Annotated in this window: 16 protein-coding genes; 9 read left to right on the top strand and 7 right to left on the bottom strand. The window is 45.8% G+C overall.

Going from position 1 to position 20557, the window contains the following annotated elements:
• Window positions 1-186: 186 nt before the first annotated feature.
• The 4 genes from OQJ86_RS06000 to kdgR all read right to left on the bottom strand — a co-directional run bounded on the left by OQJ86_RS06000 (window position 187) and on the right by kdgR (window position 4125).
• The gene (locus OQJ86_RS06000) at window positions 187-741 is read right to left on the bottom strand and encodes a hypothetical protein (RefSeq protein WP_265987171.1); all 555 of its coding nucleotides are present in this window, start codon (window positions 739-741) and stop codon (window positions 187-189) included.
• A gap of 194 nt (window positions 742-935) precedes the next feature.
• On the bottom strand, window positions 936-1958 hold the full coding sequence (gene trpS, locus OQJ86_RS05995) for a tryptophan--tRNA ligase (RefSeq protein WP_265987169.1): 1023 nt from the start codon (window positions 1956-1958) through the stop codon (window positions 936-938).
• Window positions 1959-2584: 626 nt separating this feature from the next.
• Window positions 2585-3082, bottom strand: a complete 498-nt coding sequence (locus OQJ86_RS05990) for a prepilin-type N-terminal cleavage/methylation domain-containing protein (RefSeq protein ID WP_265987167.1) — start codon at window positions 3080-3082, stop codon at window positions 2585-2587.
• Window positions 3083-3339: 257 nt separating this feature from the next.
• Window positions 3340-4125, bottom strand: coding sequence for a DNA-binding transcriptional regulator KdgR (gene kdgR, locus OQJ86_RS05985; protein WP_039975170.1), 786 nt, complete (start codon window positions 4123-4125; stop codon window positions 3340-3342).
• Between the two features lie 245 nt (window positions 4126-4370).
• On the opposite strand from kdgR, the gene kduD reads away from it, so the two are divergent.
• The 9 genes from kduD (at window position 4371) to OQJ86_RS05940 (ending at window position 16335) form a co-directional block, all read left to right on the top strand.
• On the top strand, window positions 4371-5132 hold the full coding sequence (kduD, locus tag OQJ86_RS05980; RefSeq protein WP_009705707.1) for a 2-dehydro-3-deoxy-D-gluconate 5-dehydrogenase KduD: 762 nt from the start codon (window positions 4371-4373) through the stop codon (window positions 5130-5132).
• A gap of 10 nt (window positions 5133-5142) precedes the next feature.
• On the top strand, window positions 5143-5463 hold the full coding sequence (locus tag OQJ86_RS05975; protein WP_009705706.1) for a cupin domain-containing protein: 321 nt from the start codon (window positions 5143-5145) through the stop codon (window positions 5461-5463).
• A gap of 28 nt (window positions 5464-5491) precedes the next feature.
• Window positions 5492-6133 (top strand): RpiB/LacA/LacB family sugar-phosphate isomerase, encoded by a 642-nt coding sequence (locus tag OQJ86_RS05970; protein WP_265987164.1) that lies wholly within the window; start codon window positions 5492-5494, stop codon window positions 6131-6133.
• 376 nt (window positions 6134-6509) lie between these two features.
• Window positions 6510-8276 (top strand): sodium:solute symporter family protein, encoded by a 1767-nt coding sequence (locus OQJ86_RS05965; RefSeq protein WP_265987163.1) that lies wholly within the window; start codon window positions 6510-6512, stop codon window positions 8274-8276.
• 130 nt (window positions 8277-8406) lie between these two features.
• The gene (gene uxaC / locus OQJ86_RS05960) at window positions 8407-9837 is read left to right on the top strand and encodes a glucuronate isomerase (RefSeq protein ID WP_265987162.1); all 1431 of its coding nucleotides are present in this window, start codon (window positions 8407-8409) and stop codon (window positions 9835-9837) included.
• 5 nt (window positions 9838-9842) lie between these two features.
• The gene (locus OQJ86_RS05955) at window positions 9843-11879 is read left to right on the top strand and encodes a heparinase II/III domain-containing protein (protein ID WP_265987160.1); all 2037 of its coding nucleotides are present in this window, start codon (window positions 9843-9845) and stop codon (window positions 11877-11879) included.
• A gap of 231 nt (window positions 11880-12110) precedes the next feature.
• On the top strand, window positions 12111-14291 hold the full coding sequence (katG, locus tag OQJ86_RS05950) for a catalase/peroxidase HPI (protein WP_265987158.1): 2181 nt from the start codon (window positions 12111-12113) through the stop codon (window positions 14289-14291).
• Window positions 14292-14648: 357 nt separating this feature from the next.
• Window positions 14649-15539, top strand: coding sequence for an NAD(P)-dependent oxidoreductase (locus OQJ86_RS05945; protein ID WP_265102049.1), 891 nt, complete (start codon window positions 14649-14651; stop codon window positions 15537-15539).
• Window positions 15540-16233: 694 nt separating this feature from the next.
• Window positions 16234-16335: an alpha/beta hydrolase gene (locus OQJ86_RS05940; protein WP_227740522.1), complete on the top strand. Its 102-nt coding sequence runs from the start codon at window positions 16234-16236 to the stop codon at window positions 16333-16335.
• A 276-nt stretch (window positions 16336-16611) separates the two neighbouring features.
• Here OQJ86_RS05940 and OQJ86_RS05935 read toward each other — a convergent pair whose 3' ends face one another.
• The 3 genes from OQJ86_RS05935 to OQJ86_RS05925 form a co-directional block, all read right to left on the bottom strand.
• Window positions 16612-18369, bottom strand: coding sequence for a sodium:solute symporter family protein (locus tag OQJ86_RS05935; RefSeq protein WP_039975102.1), 1758 nt, complete (start codon window positions 18367-18369; stop codon window positions 16612-16614).
• A 529-nt stretch (window positions 18370-18898) separates the two neighbouring features.
• A complete protein-coding gene (locus OQJ86_RS05930) occupies window positions 18899-19522 on the bottom strand; it encodes a bifunctional 4-hydroxy-2-oxoglutarate aldolase/2-dehydro-3-deoxy-phosphogluconate aldolase (RefSeq protein WP_005388506.1) in 624 nt (207 codons plus the stop codon).
• Between the two features lie 78 nt (window positions 19523-19600).
• Entirely contained in the window at window positions 19601-20533 is a 933-nt protein-coding gene (locus tag OQJ86_RS05925) for a sugar kinase (protein ID WP_045409624.1), read from the bottom strand.
• Between the last annotated feature and the right edge of the window lie 24 nt (window positions 20534-20557).

The raw sequence follows: 20557 nt of genomic DNA, 5'->3' as shown, positions 1-20557 counted from the left end.
GCGATGTTTGGCTTTGAACATGAAGACAGCTAATACCTCCTCCACTAACTCAAAACTTAAACGGGGTCATTCCAGCAAGCCTAAGCGCGACTAGGAATCTGGTTCCCGCGAATGCTTGATACAAGAAGGTCGCTCAATTGAAAGCGAACGACCTTTTGTTATTGATTCTTTGGTGCAGATCAAGAGTTACAACACTCGTAAGCACTCTTCCGGAGGCAAGCTTAGAAGAGTATTAGCGAAGTTGATCTTCTCATCTCGCCATTTCAATGCTGCTTCTCGGCTGTCTTGCGAATGTCGGTCGGCCTCAAAGTAGCTTTTTCTTGGTAGTCCGTTCGCTGGCGTCATCACCATAGATTGTTCATTCAAACGAATCGTAAATAGGAACTGACCACGTTGCCCGGCTTGCGCTGCTGGGTGGTGCAATGTGGTATCGCAGCAATAACGTTTATCACGTAGCGCGCGGCATGTGTATTCAAAAGCATCTTGAGCACCACGACCAGGGAGCGCGGTATAAATACTGATGCCATCTCGTTGCAAAGACTGATCACCCGCCGCCAGTTGCACCGCGTATTGGATCATCCTAAAGCCCAGAACCACGCCACCAATGCTGTTCAATCCACTGTATTGAATTGCACCTTCTAAGCTCAGACGAAGTTTGTCTTCCCCTTCATAAAGAAAAAGATCAGGCGATGCCCAATCACTCTTTGGAATAAGCAGTTGAGTAATATCCGAGTGTTCCATGTTGGTCTCCGCAACAATGAGTGTATTTGAGACCACAAACATAACGTAATGAGAATTATTATCAATAAATTTAAAGAAAAACTGAGAGTATAAAAAGGCACGGCTCACTACAATAGGTCGTGCCTATATCAGAAATGCCAATCCGCTGAACTCAAATTGAACTCCTTGAGCCAAACCGGATTTCGATCGTAACTTCAGAACAAGTTCAAACCAAACACACCTTTCACATCAAATAACACTTGCTCGGTTTTCTCACGTGAACGTTGGCTGCCTTGTTTAAGGATTTCGATAAGTTGTGCTTTGTCATCTAAGAACATGGCGCGTTTTTCTCGGATTGGACGAAGCATCTCTTGCAGACACTCCTCCAACACTTTCTTGGTTGTTCCGTCACCCAGCCCACCGTGGCGATAATGCGCTTTTAACTCTTCCACATAAGCTTTGTCAGTGTGGAACGCATCAAGGTAAGTGAACACGATGTTACCTTCCACTTGGCCTGGGTCTTCAATACGCAAGTGGTTTGGATCGGTGTACATGGATTTCACCGCTGCGCTGATCTCTTTCTCTGTCGCTCCTAAGTTGATTGCGTTACCCATGCTTTTCGACATTTTGTTTTTGCCATCCGTACTTGGCAATCGCGGCGCGTCACTGAGCAGTGGACGACACTCTTTCAGAATAGCTTTCCCGCCAAGGTGGTTTATCTTTCTCACGATTTCATTGGTTTGCTCTAGCATTGGCAATTGGTCATCACCAACGGGAACAAGTGTCGCGTGAAAGCCAGTAATGTCAGCCGCTTGAGAGATTGGATAAGTCAAAAATCCAGCCGGAATCGAGCGCTCAAATCCCTTACTTTGAATTTCGTTTTTCACCGTCGGATTACGCTCCAAACGTGCGATAGAAACCAAGTTACTGTAGTACATGGTCAGCTCAGCAAGCGCAGGAACTTGGGACTGCAAGCAGATGGTGGTTTGAATCGGATCGATGCCAACGGCAAGATAATCCGCCACGACGTTCAAGATATTGGAAGAAACCTTGGAAGGATTATGCGCATTGTCGGTTAAGCCCTGCATATCAGCAACGAGAATGGTTTGATCGTGCTGAGTTTGCAGCGCGACTCGCTGTTGTAGTGAACCGACGTAATGACCTAAATGCAGAGGGCCAGTGGCTCGGTCGCCAGTGAGAATGACTTCGCGTTGTTGAGTGTTTTGTGTGGTGTTCATAACTTATCTCCGAATAAAAATAGATCGCTACTGGAGATAAAAAAGACATGACACTCTTAGCTACCGTCCAGCAGCGTAAGAATGTAAAGATTCCGCGCCGCTCTAATTAGAGCGCCACCAGAAGAAGTTTGATGAAGGTGTGAATGTCGTTTTCATGCTTTTAAAACTAACAAGGAGCAGAGCTGAAAACAACCCTACTCCTTGTACAATTTGATTTTTCAGTTTTGGCACGCTTTGCCAGCACGGCATCAAATCTGGATATACATGGCGATGACCAGTGCAGCACCAAATAGGCTACCCGATACAAACGCACACAATACCGCTTTATTCTGTTTGCTTCTCATCCTTTACTTCTCGACTTTAGAGCACGTAGAGCAACGCTGATTGCTCCGCTCTCATACTAAGTTGAACAGTGATAAATCCTTTCCGGTGAATCGATACGCCAAACAATCTTCGGTTCACTCTGTTGCACACAGCGTTACGATTTTTGGCGAAAACTTAAACCACTTAGTCCAAGAAGTGTGATGACGTTAGAACAAGTTCAATGAAAGCCGACAAGGTTTACAGAGACGTGTCTATTAAAAACGACCAGATTTATTGTGCAAAACTGTCGAGGTTCAAAAGGACTAGCAACCAGATGTCGCCGTTTCAAAACTCGGTTCTGAGCCCTCTCCCGATGCTTGGGTGTAAAGGAAATAGCATTGACCGTTCTCTAATGCATCGGCGTTTTGAGCAAAACCAATGTAGAGTTTGTTCTTGCCCGGCGCCTCTGGATCAGACACCACCAAATCCCCATCGAGGTTCACCATTTCTTCGACCGAAACGTTGTCTAAATGCCCCCAAACCATCAATGGTTCGCCATCGTCCTGCGCACCATTTTTGTTCAAATCTAAAAAGGTATTGTCTGTTGCCGTGGAGCCAATCGATACGCCATAACCAAGCTGATACTTGGCATTGGCAATTTGGTTGGCGTTCACCACAGCGCCTCTCACGCCTTCAATCACTGCTGCTCTCGCATCACCCTGAATATTCAAAAAACGTGGTGCAGCGGTCACGGCTAATATCCCAAGAATCACGATAACCACGACTAACTCAATTAAGGTGAAACCCTTTGCTGTTCTCATTTAAAAGCCCTGTATTTGTTGCTTAGGGCACATGTTAGAGCGGTGAAATGAGATTACTATTGGCCAACATTGGATTGGGAAATCTTACGTCGGGTTCGAGAACAATCTGACAAAGTGGCGAGGGATTAGCGACGTTTTGAGGTTCCCCAGTTGGATGCAATAAATAAGGTCGGAGAAAAACACAAAAACGGAGGCATTCGCGCCTCCGTTTCAATTCAGCATTTTCGTTGAGTTCTTGAGCTCAACAATATGAACGATCATACCGGATATTCGTGGAAACCCATTTTCTCGGAGATCACGCGGCCAGCATTGTGCAGCATGGATACGTACTCTTCACGGCGAGACTCTTCAAAGCGCACCGTTGGAAAAGACATAGACACACCCGCAACCACATGCCCAAAGCGGTCATAGACCGGAACCGCGACACAATATAAGCCAGGTTCTTGCTCTTCGTTATCTTCCGCGTAATGCTGCTTACGAACTAACTCAAGCTCTTTAAGCAAAGATTCAACGTCTTTATGAGTATTTTTTGTATGACAAATAAACTCAATATCTTTCAATGATTCTCTGACAAATGCTTCTTCGCGTTCCGCTAAAAGTACTTTACCAATCGCGGTACTATAGAGCGGATTGCGGCGTCCGACACGTGAGTGCATTCGCAATGAGTATTTAGCATCCAATTTATGGATGTAGATGATCGCGTCTTCATCTAATGCACCAAGGTGTAATGCTTCACCTGTTGCATCCGCGATTTTGGTCATCTCGATGTCTGCTAATTCAATAAGGTCGACATACTCTAGCGACTTCGCTCCCAATTCGAACAAGCGAATGGTTAAGCTGTACTTATCGGCTTCACCCTCTTGGGATACATAGCCTAACGTCTTCATTGTTTGAAGAAAACGGTAAGTCGTCGCCTTCGACATCATCAATCGTTGAGACAAATCCGACACGCCAATTTCTTTCTGCTCGCCTAACGCTTCTAAGATACTAAAGACCTTTAGAACGGAAGAGACGGATTCTGGTTGTGTGTTCTTTTCTGCCATATTCTCGCTTTTCCACATCAATGTTTCAGCCAGTATACCTTTAGTGTTCAAAAAAAATGAAAAGCTTTTTCAATAAAAACTCTTATTTGTATGATAAATCGTCGCGTAAAGGTGACTCACATCATAAAATTTTTAAAACACCTTTTCATTTTAGTTGATCGCGTAATTTCATTTCTATAAAGTGACCTCATCTGATGGCAATAAGTCATACATTAATACTTAATTTGCATGGTAAGGAACTCATTATGATTCTCGATTCGTTCAATCTTGAAGGAAAAGTCGCTGTTGTGACTGGGTGTAATACTGGACTTGGTCAAGGTATGGCGTTGGGTTTGGCTAGCGCAGGCTGTGACATTGTCGGCGTGAACATTTCTGAACCAACAGAAACCAAACAACAGATCGAAGCGCTTGGTCGCCGCTTTTTGGATGTACGTGCGAATCTTATGGTTCTAGACGATATTCCAAGCATCATTGATCAAGCTGTTACTGCGTTTGGCAAGGTCGATATCTTGGTAAACAACGCTGGCATCATTCGTCGCAATGACGCACTCGAATTCAGTGAGCAAGATTGGGATGACGTGATGGACATCAACGTCAAATCGGTCTTTTTTATGTCTCAAGCCGCAGCCAAGCAGTTCATCGCTCAAGGTACTGGCGGCAAGATCATTAACGTGGCGTCCATGCTTTCATTCCAAGGTGGTATCCGCGTGCCTTCATACACGGCATCGAAAAGCGGCGTGATGGGCGTAACGCGTTTGATGGCGAATGAATGGGCAAGCAAAGGTATTAACGTCAATGCGATTGCGCCGGGTTATATGGCGACTAACAACACCGCAGCTCTGCAAGCAGATGAAGAACGAAATAAAGCAATCGTCGAGCGCATCCCTGCAGAGCGTTGGGGTACACCAAAAGATCTGGCTGGGCCGTGTGTCTTCCTTGCGTCTTCTGCTTCTGATTACGTGAACGGCTATACCATCGCGGTCGATGGCGGCTGGTTAGCTCGTTAAGGAGAAAGTGATGTTTGTATTTAATAAAGACATTGCTCTGGAAGATCTTGGCGATGGTATCAAACGCAAAGTTTTGGCTTACAGTGACAACATGATGAGCGTCGAAGTGTATTTCGACAAAGGTGCGGTCGGCGCTTTGCACAGTCACCCTCATGAGCAAATTACTTATGTGCTCTCCGGTGAGTTTGAATTCACCATTGGCGACGAGACAAAAGTCGTCAAAGCTGGAGATGCGCTATATAAGCAGCCGAACATCATTCATGGCTGTACTTGTTTAAGCGAAGGTGTGCTGCTCGATAACTTCACGCCTATGCGCAAAGATTTTGTCTAAATTTAAAAGATTATTATTGGAGAAACCCATGAAAATTGCACTGATGATGGAAAATAGCCAAGCGGGTAAAAACGCGATTGTGCTAAACGAACTTGAGCAAGTGGCTCGTTCACAAGAATACTCAGTATTTAACGTAGGCATGAGTGATGAAAACGATCATCACCTGACTTACATCCACCTAGGCATCATGGCGAGCATCTTGATCAACTCTAAAGCAGTGGATTTCATCGTGACTGGCTGTGGTACAGGACAAGGTGCCATGATGTCATTGAATATTCATCCGGGCATTGTTTGTGGCTACTGCTTAGATCCATCTGACGCATTCTTGTTTAATCAAATTAACAACGGTAATGCCTTATCGCTTGCGTTCGCAAAAGGTTATGGCTGGGGTGCAGAATTAAACGTTCGTTATATTTTCGAGAAAGCATTCACAACCGGAAATCGCGGCCAAGGTTATCCACTAGAACGAGCAGAACCGCAGCAGCGAAATGCTGCCATTCTTAACGATGTGAAGTCTGCTGTCGTAAAAGAAAACTACCTCGATACGTTAAAAGCCATTGACCCAGAACTGGTGAAAACCGCAGTAAGTGGCGTGCGTTTCCAGCAATGTTTCTTTGAGCACTGCCAAGATGCAGAGATCGAAGCATTCGTACGCGAAATCTTAGCTTAATGTCTTAAATCCCGTTGTCGCTTTTATTCTATCTTTAAGCGGCAACGGTTTCACGCATATACCCCCCATCAAAAATATAATCATACATATCACTCTTTCTTAGCGTGGTATCTTTTCTAATTCCGTCCAAAAAAATCGTATCACCGCCCTACCTCCCCTTCAATAAAAATTAATTTAAACAATAAAGTTCAATCACTTAAACCACATTTCTACCAGAAAAATCATTTCTTCACTGTTTAAATAACAAAATTGAAATAGCGTTTCATTTGTCACATTTTTTGTATTTCCCGTTCGATCTTTTGTCATACATATTAAATAATGAACCAACGTTTTAAAAAACAGAAACCTTATTTTTAAAATCACTAGGGGTACAAAAATGAACATAGATATACTCGTAGTCGCCGTTTACTTTGTGTTTATGATCGCTGTCGGGATCATCTTTAAACGCTTGGCCGGTAACTCAACCAGTGACTACTTTAGAGGTGGCGGCAAGATGTTGTGGTGGATGGTAGGCGCAACGGCGTTTATGACCCAGTTCAGTGCGTGGACGTTTACCGGTGCAGCAGGCAAGGCCTTTACTGACGGCTTTCCGATCATGGTGATCTTCATGGCGAATGCGTTCGGCTTCTTGTTGTCTTGGTTATTCTTTTCATACCGTTTCCGTCAAATGCGAGTAGTGACACCTGTAGAGGGTGTGCGCCGCCGCTTTGGTGCAACGAACGAGCAAGTGTTCACTTGGGCAACAATGCCAACCAGCATTGTTTACACGGGTATTTGGTTGAATGGCTTGGCGCTGTTCGTGAGTGCGGTGTTCAAAATTGACATCGAGACCACCATCATTGTCACGGGTTTGATCGTTCTGTTTATTTCTGTGATTGGCGGCTCATGGGGCGTTGTGGCGTCAGACTTTGTCCAAATGGTTGTCATCATGGCCGTAACTGTAGTGTGTGCCGTAGCGGCGATCATTAAGATCGGTGGCCCAAGTAACTTGATCGAGCAGTTTCCTACCGATTCAATCATGGGACCGGGTATGAACTACCCATTGCTGTTCGTCGCTTGGTTTATCTTCATGTTCGTTAAGCAGTTGCAAAACATCAACAACATGCAAGACTCTTACCGTTTTCTTACTGCAAAAGATTCTATCAACGCGCGTAAAGCAGCTCTACTTGCCTTTGTGTTGATGCTTGTTGGCCCTGCGATTTGGTTTATGCCTCCTTGGGTAACTGCAGTTATCTACCCAGACGCAGCACTTGCGCACGTCGATGCTCTTGGCGGAAAAGCAGCCGATGCGATTTACCTTGTGTTTGTAGAACGTGTGATGCCAGTCGGCATGGTTGGCCTACTTATGTCTGCCGTGTTTGCAGCCACCATGTCTTCAATGGATTCGGGCCTCAACCGAAATGCAGGTGTTTTCGTTCGTAACTTCTACAACCCAATCATCAATAAAGATGCGTCCGAACGTCAGCTTATGCGTGTCAGCCAAGCGGTAACCATTGTGTTTGGTGTACTGATCATCATGGTCGCATTGTTCATCAATTCATTGCGTGGTTTGAGCTTATTCGACGCAATGATGTACGTAAGTACCCTACTTCAAATGCCTATCTTGGTGCCGTTATTCTTCGGCATGTTCATCAAGAAAACGCCGGATTGGGCAGCATGGGCAACGCTTGCTGTTGGTATGGTGGTCTCTTATCTCGTGAGTTTTGTGATCACTCCAGACGTTATCGCGAACATGTTAAATCTTGAAAATGGCTTTACCAGCCGTGAAGCGTCTGACCTGATTGTCATGAACGGCATCATCGGTCATCTACTGATTACAGGTGGCTTCTTCTGCTTAACCACTAAGTTCTACAAAGCGCCTCAAGAAGCGCGCGCAAAAGAGCTTTCGGAATTTTGGACGGATGTTGATACACCAGTGGTGGAAGCTGAAGGACAAGATGAAGTGGATCGTCAACAACGAAGCATGCTTGGCAAACTGATCTTGGTGTTTGGTACTTTGGTTATCGCCATGGTGTTGATTCCAAATCCATTCTGGGGACGCATGGCCTTCCTATTCTGTGGTGGTGTTGTTCTTACCGTTGGTGCCTTGCTTCTTAAGAGCGCCAAGAAAACTGAAGTACTGTCGACACAATTACAACACTAATTCTCGTTTGAATTCAGACCTAGGAGGCTCGAAGGGTTGAGCCTCCTGCATTCACAACGAACAACAGATAAGTCTTGAGTCAGTCATTTTTTGCAGAGTGACTCGCTGAATACTTTTTGAGGTAAGAACCATGAATCAAGCTTACATTCACGATAACTTTCTTCTCTCCAACCCACTTGCTCAGGATCTGTATCGTCGCTTTGCTGCACCGATGCCGATCATAGACTTTCACAATCACCTTGAAGCAGAAGACATTTGGCAGGACACAAAACACGAGAACCTCACCCAAGCATGGCTTAATAGCGATCACTATGTGTGGCGAGCGATGCGAAGTAACGGAATCGACGAGCACTACATCACTGGTGATGCAACGGACACAGAAAAGTTCGCCAAATGGTGCGAAGCCGTGCCTTACTTGATTGGCAATCCCCTTTATCAATGGTCTCATCTGGAGCTAAAACGTTTCTTTGATTGCGATTTATTACTCAATCCAGACAATCAAAAAGACATCTGGGGGTTAAGCCACCAGCAATTCAAACAAGGAAACAACAGTACTCGTGATGTACTGGAACAATTAAACGTCGAAACCTTGTGTACCACGGATTCGCCTTTATCCAACCTAGAGCACCATCTCGCGCTGAAAGAATCTAACTTTAAGGTGCAAGTGTTACCGACGTTCCGTGCTGACGAGTTGTTTTGTTTCAACCAAACCGACAAGTTTCATGCGCTACTCACACACTTATCGAAGTTAACCGCTACCTCAATTGGCACTTTCCAAGATTATCTTTGTGCAATCCAAACAAGGCTAGATGCCTTTCATGAAGTGGGTTGTCGTTTATCTGATTTGGGCTTACCAAGCGTAAGCTTTGAACCATGCAATGAACAGCAAGCAGAACTCATCTTCCAACAGCTTCTACAAAACCAAGCGATTACCCAAACTGCACTTGTTCAACTGACATCCAGATTGTTTTTCGAGCTAGGCCAACGTTACTACCAACTCGGCTGGAGCATGCAACTTCACATAGGCGTTTTGATGAACGTCAATGAAAGACGCAAAGCGCAACTTGGTGGCGGAACCGGATTTAGCGTCATTAACAGTGATTCGTATGCCCATGCCCTTTCCCAGTTACTGAGTGAACTGGATCGAAGTTCGTGTTTGCCTAATACGGTACTCTTTAATCTCAACCCCAACGACAACCCAGTACTAAGCTGCATGGCGGGTGCGTTTCAGGACAGCGATACTGTCGCAGGAAAGATTCAATTTGGTGCGGCATGGTGGTTTAACGATCATAAAGACGGCATGGAATCTCAACTAACAACACTCAAAAATCTCGGCGCGATCGGACGTTTTATCGGCATGCTGACAGACTCTCGCAATGCCTTCTCTTTTAGCCGGCATGAATATTTTCGCCGAGTACTGTGCAACCTCTTAGCAAAATGGGTCGAGGAAGGAGAAATACCTAACGACGAACCATTACTCAAACAAACCATAGAAAACATTTGTTACTACAACGCCAAACGCTACTTTCGCTTCAATTCTGATCAAGGCTTAGAGGGGTAATCGCCATGCTGCAATTTTCAAACAAAGAAATGGAGAACATTCGTCATCGCGCGACGCCTTCTGTCATCGAAGCGCTTATAGAAGATAACCAAATTGTACTTAATCACGAAGTCCTAGTTCCTGAGGACGGACGCGCAACTTGGAACCTATTCTATTATTGCCCTGAACATGGGGTAAGACTGACTTGGGATCGGAATAAGCCAACGTCTCATTGCTGCCCTGTTGATGGCAGAACATTTACTGGTGAGCCGTACGACGGTGCATGGTGGCGCTGGTTAAATGGGTTAAACGCCAAGGCGTGTTATGACTTGGGGTTACTGTGGCATCTAACCAATGAAGACCGTTATCTAGAGAAAGTGAAACAAATACTGCTCCAGTATGCAAAATACTATCCAGACTACGAGGTACACGGCGGCATACCATACAATGGCCCAGGTAAAGCAAATGCACAAACCTTGTGTGAGGCGAACTGTCACCTTGATTTCGCTCGAGGCTATGACTTCATCAAGCAAGCTCTAACGCCAGAACAGCAAGCCTATATCGAACTGCGATTACTGCGAGAAGGTGCGGATTTTCTGGTGGAACATCGCACCGCTCAGCTGCATAACCATGAGATGAAGATAAACGCGACCATCGGTGTGATTGGCCTTATTCTTGATGAACAACGTTATCTCGATTTCGCACTCAACACCGAATACGGACTGCACTATCAGCTAGAACATGGTTGTATCGGAGAAGGCATGTGGTTTGAAGGCTCGATCCACTATCACTACTACGCGTTACAAGCCTTGCTGAATTTCGAGAAAATGGCACATCAAACCCCATACTCTGTCAGCTCGAATCCTAACTACTTAAAGTTACTGAAATTCCCGCTACAGTTGGTAATGAACACCGGTGATTTCCCTCGCTTGAACGATTGTATCGCAGGACAAGAAAAGCTCACTCATGCTCACTTGTTTGAATTTGCCTACAAGCAAACACCGTGTGAAGAATTTGCTCGTGCCTTAGCCAGCATCTATCAAAACATCAGTCGCGATAACATCAACGCTTTGCTCTATGGCGTGGATGAACTCCCTCAAGTTAGCCCGTTACTTTGTCACTCAACACATAGCGAAGCCGCTGGCTTGACCATTGCCCATCATCAAACATTGAATAATGCTCTGTTGTACAAGCACGCACCGTATGGCGGTGAGCACGACCATTATGACCGACTCGGCTTTATCCTAACGCGTAATGGCAAAGAGGTTTTGCCCGATTTAGGCACGACAGGTTACGGTGCAGAACTGCATTATGGCTATTACAAAAACACCGCAACACACAATACACTGGTGGTGAATCAGCAAAACCAATCCCCAATCCACCCGCAATTACTGGGTTTTACACAAACTGAGAATTACACCACCATCGATGCCGTTGTGGATTGGTCACAACCAGAAGCCAGTGTCGATAGCCATACTATCGTGCAATGGGACAAAGAGGCGTATCAAGATGTAGTGTTCCGTCGTGCCTTCATTTGGCTTGATGATGTCGCCATTGAATTGAACACGATTCTCAATCCACACAACCAACAATTGGATCTGACTTATCACGTTCGAGGTGAACATCTTCTCCAACCAGAAAACGGGGCTTGGAAGCCAATTACGAACCCACTATCCGGAGCTCTAGCACGGATGACGAATCCACAGATAAGCGAGCCAAACACGGCATTCTCTCTTAATTATGAAATAGAGGGGCAAACAGAATTCCGTCAACACATCTACGCTGACTCACCAGTTGAAGTGCTCATTGGTAATGCACCAGACAATCCAGCAACGTCCGATCTCGCTTATTCCTTGATTCGCTCTCATGCGCACGAGTTGAATACCTTAGTGCTTCATGATCTTTCGGAACAGAGTAACTACAACGTCAATGACGTAACTTGGGGTGAGGAAAGTATCTACTTCGTTCTATCGAACACGAACGGCAGTGAGCACATCAACTGCACTAGAATCATGTATGACTTTAAATCGGCAAGAATCACCATGTTTGAGCAGATGTCATAATAATCTCCATCAAAACAAGGCTAGCTAAATGCTGGCCTTGTCTCTTTAAATATTCCTTTCTATACATGACCTTCCAATTGCACATAAGCGCGCGTTATAAGCAGCACGCTTGAAGAATGACGCTGATCATCTTTTGAACAAAATCCCGAAATATAACGTAAAACCGCAAGGGCGAAATACGCAACCTGTAACTAAACTTTGGGAACACTAACCCCAGTTAGGGAGCAAGAGATGAGCGACAAAAACAATCACTCCAAATGTCCTGTCATGCATGGAGCGAATACCAACCAACAGGCAGCTGAATTCAATTGGTGGCCGAAAACCCTCAACCTCGACATTCTTCATCAACACGACCAAAAAACCGACCCGATGGGCGCGGATTTTAACTATGCCGATGCTTTTAACTCTCTCGATTTAGAGGAAGTGAAAAAAGACCTAAAAGATCTGATGACCGACAGCCAAGATTGGTGGCCAGCGGACTGGGGTCATTACGGTGGCTTGATGATTCGTATGGCGTGGCACTCTGCGGGTACTTATAGAATTGCAGATGGTCGTGGCGGTGCAAGCCGAGGTAATCAACGTTTTGCTCCACTCAACAGTTGGCCAGATAACGGCAACCTAGATAAAGCACGTCGCCTACTTTGGCCAATCAAAAGAAAATACGGCAACAAGTTGTCTTGGGCCGATTTGATGATTCTTGCCGGTAACATGGCTTATGAATCCATGGGCTTCAAAACGTTTGGCTTTGCTGGCGGTCGCGAAGACATTTGGCATCCTGAAAAAGACATCTACTGGGGCGCAGAGAAAGAGTGGTTGCAACCAAGTGGCGGCGAGAACAATCGTTACTCTGGTGAACGCGATCTAGAAAACCCGCTTGCAGCGGTAATGATGGGTTTGATTTACGTAAACCCTGAAGGGGTCGATGGCAAACCTGACCCAATCAAAACCGCACACGATATGCGTGTCACCTTTGCGCGTATGGCAATGAACGATGAAGAAACCGTTGCGCTCACCGCGGGTGGTCACACGGTAGGTAAAGCACATGGTAATGGCGATGCTTCCCTACTCGGCCCTGAACCCGAAGGCGCAGAAATCGAAGACCAAGGCTTTGGTTGGCTCAACAAAACCTCTCGCGGCATAGGACGTGATACCGTCACCAGTGGTGTGGAAGGTGCGTGGACCACTAACCCAACCAAATGGGATAACGGTTACTTCCACTTGTTGTTCACTTACGACTGGTGGGTTACTAAGAGCCCAGCGGGTGCTGCTCAGTGGGAGCCGGTGAACATCAAAGAAGAAGACATGCCGGTGGATGTGGAAGACCCAAGCATCCGTCGTAACCCAATGATGACCGACGCGGATATGGCGCTTAAGTTTGATCCGGAATACCGCAAGATTGCAGAGCGTTTCCGTGATGATCCTAAGTACTTCGAAGATTGTTTCGCTCGCGCTTGGTTTAAACTGACTCACCGCGATTTAGGCCCTAAATCTCGTTACCTCGGCCCTGATGTGCCAGCAGAAGATTTGATTTGGCAAGATCCCGTGCCACCTGTCTCTTACCACCTATCTGAAGAGAACATCGACGCGCTCAAGATGGCGATTCTCAATAGCGAATTGAGCATTGCTGAGCTGGTTTCTACCGCATGGGACAGCGCTCGTACTTACCGTGGTTCTGACCGTCGCGGTGGTGCTAATGGCGCACGACTTCGTCTTGCTCCGCAAAAAGATTGGGTGGGTAACGAGCCAGAAAGATTGCAGAGAGTATTGAGCGTGCTCGACGATATTCGCACCACACACAACTCGCCAATTAGCATGGCGGATTTGATTGTGCTGGCGGGTGGCGTAGGTATCGAGAAAGCGGCATCCAACGCAGGTATGAATATCTCCGTGCCATTTAGCCAAGGACGTGGAGATGCAACGGACACTATGACCGATTCCGATTCGTTCGATGTGCTTGAACCAATTCACGATGGCTTCCGCAACTGGCTGAAATCCGATTACATCGTAACGGCTGAAGAGCTCTTATTGGAAAGAAGCCAATTGATGCAACTGACCGCTGTCGAGATGACGGTGCTCATTGGTGGTATGCGTGTTCTTGGCACCAATTATGGTGGTACAAGCCAAGGTGTATTCACCGATAACGTCGGCGCACTGACCAACGATTTCTTCGTTAACCTCACTGATATGAGCTACACATGGCATCCAACCGGTGACAACGAGTATGAAATCCGCGAACGCGCTTCTGGCCAAACCAAATGGACTGCGTCACGTGTCGACTTAGTATTCGGCTCTAACTCGGTACTACGCTCTTACGCTGAAGTTTACGCTCAGGACGACAACAAAGAGAAGTTTGTCCAAGACTTTGTCACAGCTTGGGTGAAAGTGATGAACAACGATCGCTTCGACTTATAAAGAGCGCGCTTTTATCCATTATCTTCCAAAAGAGCTGATGACCTCAGCTCTTATTTTTTCATCCTAACTGTCACTGATTCCTTCCTCTCCCCCTAGATAAATTGTAATACAATTAACATTATTCACTGAACAAACATTTGCGTAGTTAAAGCGAATCTCTTGGTTATATTTGGCATAGATACACTTATTATTTGAGACACTAAAACCCGCTAAAAACCAAGAAAAATCGAGCCAATAGCCAAACCAACCTCTCACTTTTGCCAAAAAACATCGATAAAACCTTATTCATTGCATTTTCCGATTGCAAAATCCAACTGAGGACTTAAGATAAAGCCATATAATCATACAATACGATATTTGGAGTCTGATATGACAAAACCTGTCATTGGTTTCATCGGCCTTGGTCTGATGGGTGGAAACATGGTTGAGAACCTACAAAACCGTGGTTACGAATTAAACGTAATGGATTTGAATAAAGACGCTGTGGCAGCTTGTGTTGCTCGCGGCGCTAAAGCGGCAAACACACCTAAAGAACTTGCTGAAGCAAGTGACATCGTAATGCTGTGTCTAACGACTTCTGAAGTTGTAGAAAAGATCGTTTACGGTGAAGAAGGTATTCTAGCGGGTATCAAAGAAGGCGCGACTTTGATCGACTTCGGTACTTCTATCCCAGCTTCGACTCGTAAGATCGGTACTGATCTTGCTGCGAAAGGCGCAGGCATGATTGATGCGCCTCTTGGCCGTACTCCAGCTCACGCGAAAGATGGTCTACTAAACATCATGGCTGCTGGCGACATCGAAACGTTCAACAAAGTTAAGCCAGTGCTTGATGAACAAGGCGAAAACGTATTCCACCTTGGTGCTCTTGGTTCTGGTCACGTAACTAAGCTCGTGAACAACTTCATGGGCATGACAACAGTAGCAACTATGTCTCAGGCGTTCGCTGTTGCTAAGCGTGCTGGCGTTGATGGCCAACAGCTATTCGACATCATGTCTGCAGGTCCATCAAACTCACCATTTATGCAGTTCTGTAAGTTCTACGCTGTAGACGGCGAAGAGAAGCTAGGTTTCTCAATCGCAAACGCAAACAAAGATCTAGGTTACTTCCTAGAAATGGTTAAAGATCTAGGTACTGAGTCTCTTATTGCTGAAGGTACTTCTAAGAGCCTTCAAGCAGCGGTAGACCAAGGCCTTGGTCAAAACGACGTTCCAGTTATCTTTGACTACTTTGCTGAACTAGAAGGTTAATAACCCTTTCTAAACCAAATTTTCTAAGCCTTGCTCACCTAGTAGCAAGGCTTTTTTTGTTCTTCTTCTTCCATTCTTCCATTCTTCCATTCTTCCATTCTTCCATTCTTTATTTTTCTGCGCTCTAACGGTGGCATCAAAAAGCTAGTCGACGCATTCCAAACAAATCGTAAGCCCAGCCTTTAAAAACAAGCCGTCGCCGAACGGGTTATATTGGCGCTAATGTTTTAACAGGCGAGAGCCAACATTTCGCAGCAAATGCCTAGATGTGAGGAATAGCATTGAAGTTCAAATTTACAAGCCGCCCTTCTTTCCAATGCAATTGTTATCTGCATTAAATATCAGCGGCACCTGAACATACCTATCCTAGGGCACATGATGATGTTTATCAGGCGGGCTTGGAATGAAAGAAGATGACCATAAATATGGTGGCTATACCAAACAAGTCGTGCTGCGCTTTAGGCCAATTGGCGTTAGCGACAACGCTTGGCTCAAGTACTTGCGACATTGGTTGCCGAGCCAACAAATTATCCACCCAATTTTAGCTCCTAAGGCCTCTCACAAAGCGACGCAGAAAACGGGCCCGACTGTGGTATTACCGCCAAGATGCGTCTTTCTGGTTTCGATTTATACACACACGGAAAATTCAGAACCACAACCAAACAGGATCTTAACCTTTTAAGCAGTGACTTCGGTGAACTACCCAGACACGATCATCACCGCTGAGTTTGATCCGCTACGTAACGAAGGCGAACAGCTCTACAAACTCATGCTCTCTTATGGTGTCGAAGTCTGAAGGGAACGTTACTTGGGGCCATTCATAGCTTCTCTCAACTTTCTGAAGTAAGTGGTTCAGCAAGACGCGGCATCACTGCGGTTTCAAACCAAACCGAGCATTCCCCATTACTACTGATTTGAAATGAAGTACTTCCCAATGCCTAATGACAACTAGGCGAATTGGGCAAAGAATCAAAAAGCCGGAGTTGTGTAGAGAGGCAAGCCGACAAATAGAAAAAATCCCACAGTGATGACACCGTGGGATTTTTATTAGGAAGAGTGAGTTAAGTGGGACTTAGCTTTTCGCGTTAGCAAACTTTGGGTTCTTAGGCCCTCGCGCTGCGTTCACCAATAGAACACCCACCGAGAGAACAATCGCACCACACAAGATAAACAGTAGTCGACCTGATGGTTCGTTTGGAATCAGAGCCATCGCTAGGATACCGAAGCCCGCTACGCTGATAAGCTTACCAAGCATGCCGCGCTGTTTTGTATCTAGGTTCTGCTGCTCTTCGCTGTCAGCCACAAGAGGCGTGTTCCAGTTCTCGAACAATTGATCCACTTCTTTCTCACGTTCAGGCGACAGACCTTTGTAGAAACGTGTTGTCAGTAGGAAGAATCCACCAGTGAAGACAACGTGTGCTGCTAGGCTCAAGCCAACTTTCAGGTCAGCCCACTCACGTGCTGTAAACGCTTGCTCTAGACCGAATAGGCGCTCCACGTCTTCTGCTTGTAGTGAAATACCGAAGATGTAAGAAACAAAGCCACCAACAACCAGTGTTGCCCAACCAGCCCAGTCCGGCGTCTTACGAATCCACATACCAAGTAGTACAGGAATCAGCATTGGGAAGCCAATCAATGCGCCCACGTTCAGTACGATATCGAACAGGCTCAAGTGACGTAGTGAGTTAATGAATAGACCGATACCAATGATGATGAAACCCATCACGATAGTCGTTGCTTTACTCACGATAACCAGCTCTTTTTGTGACGCTTGTGGACGCACAATCGGGCTGTAGAAGTTCATCACGAAGATACCCGCGTTACGGTTAAGACCAGAGTCCATTGAAGACATAGTCGCCGCAAACATTGCTGACATCAGAAGACCCACCATACCCGCTGGCATTACGTTTTGTACGAATGCTAGGTAAGCTGCATCACCACCTACTGAGCCGTATTGCTCTGCGAAATCAGGCATAAATGCCGCAACGTACCAAGGTGGTAGGAACCAAATGATAGGACCAACAATCATCAGCACACATGCAAGACCTGCTGCTTTACGTGCGTTTTCACTGTCTTTTGCACATAGGTAGCGGTAAGCGTTGATGCTGTTGTTCATTACACCGAACTGTTTAACAAAGATGAACACTACCCAAAGGATAAAGATACTGACGTAGTTCAGGTTGTTACCCAGCATGAAGTCGCCGTGGAAGTTAGACACGATGTTGCCAATACCGCCACCGTGGAAGTATGCCGCCACCGCACAAGTGATCGTCACTGCCATGATAACCAACATCTGCATAAAGTCAGATGCAACAACCGCCCAAGAGCCGCCCGTTACCGCCATTAGCATTAGCACTAAACCCGTAACGATGATGGTCGCTTCCATAGGAATGTTGAAGACCGCCGCCACGAAAATCGCAAGACCATTCAACCAAATACCGGCTGAGATCAAGCTGTCTGGCATACCAGCCCAAGTGAAGAACTGCTCTGAAGTCTTACCGAAACGTTGACGAATTGCTTCAATCGCCGTCACTACACGCAGTTGGCGGAACTTTGGAGCAAAGTAGAGGTAGTTCATGAAGTAGCCAAATGCGTTGGCTAAGAATAGGATTACAACAACGAAACCGTCGTTGAACGCGCGTCCTGCGGCACCTGTAAACGTCCATGCTGAAAATTGCGTCATGAAGGCGGTAGCACCTACCATCCACCATAACATCTTACCGCCCCCTCGGAAGTAGTCACTGGTTGAGGTAGTGAACTTACGGAACATCCAACCAATTGCAACTAAGAAGAAGAAGTAGGCAAGAACAACAAGAGTATCAATAGTCATTTTTTCAGCCTTTCAAGTTTGATCATTTTCTAACGCCTAGACTACTCTGTTCATTATTTTATTTGTACTACAATAAGCTTTAATTGTGATCTGGAACATAAGTTATTTCATTGAAAAATTGGCGAGAAACCCTTTATTTTATTGGAACAACGCCACTCTAAGCCAGAATACCTGCCGTTCAACAAGTAATTATATTGTAATACAAATAATCTATTGCAAATTCATTAAAGTGTGGAATATTTTTCTTCTTCACGCTTTGTCTGAAGATCAAAAATGCGCGGTATTTCTTTGAGGGAAACGTAATGAGATGTTTCGAAGGATTTGGATTGAAATTGGGGTTTAGATGAATATCACAAGCAAGATTCCTGACTCGCTCTCCTTCGTCGCTCTCGAGAGTGACGCAGGGAAAGTTCAGCGCTTTCCGTTCTCGCACCTCGATTCTCCCATCTCGCCTCTTTCAAACACAAAAAAGCGAGCCCTGAGGCTCGCTTTTCATTCTTTCGCTAGTTTTATCGGGGTGTTACGACACTTATGCTACGTGAGCTACTGCGTCGCGAACCAGTGTACCTAGTTCATCCCACTTACCTTCATCGATAAGTTTTGTTGGAACCATCCAAGTACCGCCACATGCCAGTACTGAAGGGATAGACAAGTACTCGTCTACGTTACCTAGGCTCACACCACCTGTTGGCATGAATTTTACTGGGTAAACCGCCGTTAGTGCTTTAAGCATACCAACACCGCCAGATGGCTCAGCAGGGAAGAACTTAAGTGTACGCAGACCCATTTCCATCGCTTGCTCAACAAGGCTTGGGTTGTTTACGCCAGGTACGATAGCCACGCCTTTGTCTAGGCAGTATTGAACCGTGCGAGGGTTAAAACCAGGGCTTACGATAAAGTCCACACCAGCTTCGATCGCTTGGTCAACTTGCTCGTTAGTTAGGATCGTACCTGCACCGATCAGCATTTCTGGGAACTCAGCGCGCATAGCACGAATCGCTTCTGCAGCACACTCTGTGCGGAACGTGATTTCTGCGCAAGGCATACCGTTTTCAACCAAAGTACGACCAAGAGGGATCGCATCTTCTGCTTTGTTGATGGCAATAACAGGAATTACTTTTAGGTTTGCTAATTGTTCGTTTAATGTCGTCATAAGAGTGTACTCGTCGTCGTTAACTTGAGTTCAATAAATCACTGCGGAGCGCCGATTACTCAACACTCCGCAAAAGAATTACAAAGGAAGATCTGGCATCACTTCACGTGGAATGATGGCACCTTTATGCTGAATAACCGCGCCAGCCATACAGTGGCCAGAGTAAGCCGATTCCGCTGCGTTGCCGCCAGTCAAACGCTTCGCCAAGAAGCCAGCACTGAAAGAATCACCAGCTGCTGTTGTATCAATCACGTTGTCGACTTTATTTGGCGCCACGTATTGCGCTTCGCCATTCGCCACAACCAAGCAATCTTTGCTGCCACGTTTAATGATGATTTCATCCACGCCAAGTGCAGAGGTTCTCTCGATGCACTGTTCTAGATGCTCGTCACCGTAAAGCATTTGCTCATCTTCAAATGTGAGCAGTGCGATATCTGTGTGCTTAAGGATCTTAAGGTACCAAGACATGGCATTCTCGCGGCTTTCCCACAATTTAGGACGGTAGTTGTTATCGAAAATAACCTTACCACCTTGTGCCTTGAAGCGCTCAAGGAAGCCAAACAGTTGCGTCTTACCTTCTTCAGTAAGGATCGCTAATGTAATACCGCTCAAGTAAACCGCATCGTACGAGTAAAGTTTGTCGACTAGTACCGGAGACTCGTTTTGCTCGAATAGGAACTTAGCGGCCGCTTCGTTTCGCCAGTAGTGGAAGTAACGTTCGCCAGTTTCATCGGTTTCGATGTAGTAGATACCTGGTTGCTTTTCTTTAACAGAAAGAACCAGACTAGTATCGATGCCCTCTTCTTGCCATGCTGATAGCATTTCTTGGCTAAAAGGATCGTTACCCAAAGCCGTTACATAGCTGGTTTTAATATCGTGAGCTTTGGTCAAACGAGATAAATACAGTGCGGTATTCAACGTATCACCACCGAATGACTGCTTTAGCTGACCTTCCTTCTTCTGTAGCTCAACCATACATTCGCCAATGACCGCGATGTTTAATGATTTCATGTTGTCACCTTAGCAACTGAGGTT

The sequence above is a fragment of the Vibrio sp. Sgm 5 genome (assembly GCF_026241575.1).
In the GTDB taxonomy this organism is placed as follows: Bacteria; Pseudomonadota; Gammaproteobacteria; order Enterobacterales; family Vibrionaceae; genus Vibrio; species Vibrio jasicida.
The sequence above is the reverse complement of the archived record's forward strand: the minus strand, read 5'-3'. Positions and strand labels throughout refer to the sequence as shown.

Excerpts from the sequence above, each read along its gene's own strand:
- OQJ86_RS05970 (WP_265987164.1), top strand. The coding sequence starts at position 5,492 with ATGAAAATTGCACTGATGATGGAAAATAGCCAAGCGGGTAAAAACGCG.
- OQJ86_RS06000 (WP_265987171.1), bottom strand. The coding sequence starts at position 741 with ATGGAACACTCGGATATTACTCAACTGCTTATTCCAAAGAGTGATTGG.
- OQJ86_RS05955 (WP_265987160.1), top strand. The coding sequence starts at position 9,843 with ATGCTGCAATTTTCAAACAAAGAAATGGAGAACATTCGTCATCGCGCG.
- OQJ86_RS05930 (WP_005388506.1), bottom strand. The coding sequence starts at position 19,522 with ATGACGACATTAAACGAACAATTAGCAAACCTAAAAGTAATTCCTGTT.
- katG (WP_265987158.1), top strand. The coding sequence starts at position 12,111 with ATGAGCGACAAAAACAATCACTCCAAATGTCCTGTCATGCATGGAGCG.
- kduD (WP_009705707.1), top strand. The coding sequence starts at position 4,371 with ATGATTCTCGATTCGTTCAATCTTGAAGGAAAAGTCGCTGTTGTGACT.
- trpS (WP_265987169.1), bottom strand. The coding sequence starts at position 1,958 with ATGAACACCACACAAAACACTCAACAACGCGAAGTCATTCTCACTGGC.
- kdgR (WP_039975170.1), bottom strand. The coding sequence starts at position 4,125 with ATGGCAGAAAAGAACACACAACCAGAATCCGTCTCTTCCGTTCTAAAG.
- OQJ86_RS05925 (WP_045409624.1), bottom strand. The coding sequence starts at position 20,533 with ATGAAATCATTAAACATCGCGGTCATTGGCGAATGTATGGTTGAGCTA.
- uxaC (WP_265987162.1), top strand. The coding sequence starts at position 8,407 with ATGAATCAAGCTTACATTCACGATAACTTTCTTCTCTCCAACCCACTT.
- OQJ86_RS05975 (WP_009705706.1), top strand. The coding sequence starts at position 5,143 with ATGTTTGTATTTAATAAAGACATTGCTCTGGAAGATCTTGGCGATGGT.
- OQJ86_RS05965 (WP_265987163.1), top strand. The coding sequence starts at position 6,510 with ATGAACATAGATATACTCGTAGTCGCCGTTTACTTTGTGTTTATGATC.
- OQJ86_RS05935 (WP_039975102.1), bottom strand. The coding sequence starts at position 18,369 with ATGACTATTGATACTCTTGTTGTTCTTGCCTACTTCTTCTTCTTAGTT.
- OQJ86_RS05990 (WP_265987167.1), bottom strand. The coding sequence starts at position 3,082 with ATGAGAACAGCAAAGGGTTTCACCTTAATTGAGTTAGTCGTGGTTATC.